This window comes from Oleiphilus sp. HI0080 (assembly GCF_001635135.1).
On record NZ_LWFU01000395.1, the window covers coordinates 1 to 2735 of the forward strand.

The following is a 2735-nucleotide window of genomic DNA, read 5'->3' on the forward strand; positions in this document are numbered from 1 at the left end:
GAGTGGCGTTGAGCTCAATGGTTGCCGGATCGTCGAGAAGCTCATCGGCGAGCCCTCTGAGTGCTTTGTTGGCAAGCGTCGCAGAAAACATGGATGTTTGCATGCGCGCCATACAATTTGCAGCAATGGATAGCACTTCGTCACTGAAGCCCATATCGAGCAGTCGATCGGCTTCATCCAGAATCAGTACCTCAACACTCGAAAGATCAAATCCATCGCGTGAAATAATCTCTGAGAGCCGGCCGGGCGTTGCCACAATGAACTGTGGCGGTCGTTCAATCAGCTCGATTTGCTTTTTGATGTCGGTACCACCACTGACGATACCAAAGCTAAGGTCTGTGAATCGTCCGAGCTGTTTTGCCTGACGCAATACTTGTTGCGCGAGCTCTCGCGTAGGAACCAATACAAGCGCAAGCGGTTCACCTTGGTCGCGGTCAAGTAGGCGCTCAAAAGCGGGCAACAAGTAGGCCGCCGTTTTTCCGCTACCTGTCTCTGCGCTGACAAAAAGGTCTTCGCCATCTAATGCAGGTTCGAAGCAGGCTTCTTGCACTGGAGTAGGGGTTTGGAAGCCAGCCTCTTTAACGGCCTCTAAAAGCTTGGTATCAAGATCTAAGAACACGAACCTTTCCTGTTTGCAGCGTGTGTAGGGTGTCTGGCGCGAATAGTAGCAGAGAACTAGGCAAAGTGATGCTTTTGCCTGCGCTTTCACGGAACAAAATAGGCCAGTTCAACCCATCTGGTTTGTTCAGATGTTTAGAGCAGCTTGCTGAGTATCGCAATCATTAAATAGCCATAGCCGAGAGTGGCAGGCAGAAAACCCGTCAGCACCCTTAGTTTTTGACCGAATGTTTGTGGATTCGCGAGTTCAGGTTTCATAGCTAAGACAATAAATCCAAAAGGGTTATACAGTGAGCCTACACACAACAAGGCGATGACCCACGCGGGTAGCGTGATGGATAGAAGTGCTTGTAAGTAATACGCTGCCACCAGAAGGATAAACATCAGCAAGTAGTCTATATGTGCTCGAATTAGCTGGTGCGTAGCGGGAAAAATACGTTTCAAGCGGGCTATTTTGGCGTACAAGATCAGAGAGGCGAGCCATGCAAGACCAAGCGAAACCAGCATACAAATAGCGGCGGTAATAAGGAGTAAAGAAGGGTCTGATAGTGTCATGAGTTGGTTCTTTTTAAAGGTTCTTGTTTTTTGTTAAACGAACGGATTTGAACAGGCCTATTTTTCTGGCGCTGCACGTGGGNATTTTGTGATTACCTGGCTAAACATAAAGGGTTTTTCTGGTATTGATAGAAGACTGCCATCCGTCCCCCAGGCAAGCGCTTCGCCTTGCGGTTCCGGTGCGGTCAGGACGCGCTCTGCTGTCAAATTACTCAGGGTGTTGGCGACATTGCCTTTTGTTGTTGGCCAATAATAAATTTGCGCATAGGTGCGAAGCGCGAGCTCACCATTGCTGCGCATATCTCCTGCCGTAATATCCTCGATTGGTATGCGGGCAATTGAGGTGAGTCTTGCTGTTTTGGACGCTTCAAAACGGAATTGGTAGTAATAGTTCAGTGTCTCCCGTTTGGTGATGATGATCAACTGCCCATCTGGTGCGCTCATCAGCGTTTCGGCGTCTCGCGCTCCTTCTTCATAGCTTATGGTCATTGTTTGGATGTCGGCGTTTTTGATAGACATTCGCTTATGTTCGCCAAGCTTCGGTTCTCGAAACTGGTGAAGCGCAAGGTTGTCGCGAACGCCTCTATTGTCGCCAATATCACCCAAAACCAGATAGTGACCGTCTGGAAGCGTCCGCATAGTGATATCTTCGCAATCGTATACCTCGATGCCTTCAAGGTTGACCTCTAGCTTGATGTCGCCATTTAACGGGTCGATGAGGAACACCCGTGCAGAGTCGCCGCTATCATTGTGTGCCCAGAATAGGCCGGGGTTCGCGTTACTTGCAGCAAGCCCTGAGAGTTCGGAAAGCGTACTTGTTTGCATCGAGCCAAGTGGCTCTGAATCCAAAAATGCCGCTGAGTATGGCGTGGACGACCCATATAATGTGCCGGATGAAGTCACGGCGGGTTTTGGCGTATCAGCAAAAGCAAGGGGTACGAAACCGAGCAATAAGCTGGCACATAGGAGCATGTGATAAGACAGGTTCGATCGGTATGACGGAATTGAGCGCACAGAATAACAACCAGAATTATTAGAGTATTGAAGCATTAGCCGAGTATATCCTGATCTGATCCGTAAGGAATGACTTGTCCGGCATTTTGGCTGTTTTATGGGCAGGAAGAATAGGCCGGACAATCGATCAATGGTTTAGGGTTTTGCTTCAATAACTCGATCACCTCGTTATGGGTTGACTTGAACGCTGGGTTGTCACCATCAAGTGTGATTGCGCATTCCACGGCCATGAGTGCATTTGAACAGCCAAGTTGTGCGGCGCTGTATGAGGCGTTGTTCCAATAAATTGCATTGCTTGGTTCGAGTTGCGTGGCTTGAAAGAAGAACTGGTTTGCCTCTTCATATTCATTCAGATTGTACAAGAGGTTGCCTGCGCCAAAAGCGAGGGCAGCAGATTCAGGCCAGTGCTCAACGGCGTGAATGTATGCATCTAACGCAAGATCTGTTTTTCCGATATTCACCAAAGACTCAATGCTCTTTTGATAGGGCAGTGGCTCTGCGGTGCGAGGAAACGTATTCGCAGCCGAAATGACCATGCCCCAACCATC

General features: G+C 49.0%; 3 protein-coding genes. All 3 read right to left on the reverse strand.

What is annotated here, in order from left to right; translation table 11 throughout:
- A partial coding sequence (locus A3751_RS06985; RefSeq protein WP_197466214.1) for a DEAD/DEAH box helicase occupies nt 1–619 on the reverse strand: 619 nt, incomplete at its 3' end.
- 134 nt (nt 620–753) lie between these two features.
- Nucleotides 754–1173, reverse strand: coding sequence for a hypothetical protein (locus tag A3751_RS06990; protein ID WP_068453748.1), 420 nt, complete (start codon nt 1171–1173; stop codon nt 754–756).
- Nucleotides 1174–2282: 1109 nt separating this feature from the next.
- The coding region (locus A3751_RS22675) for a hypothetical protein (RefSeq protein WP_197466215.1) at nt 2283–2735 on the reverse strand (453 nt) is incomplete at its 5' end.

Excerpts from the sequence above, each read along its gene's own strand:
- A3751_RS06990 (WP_068453748.1), bottom strand. The coding sequence starts at position 1,173 with ATGACACTATCAGACCCTTCTTTACTCCTTATTACCGCCGCTATTTGT.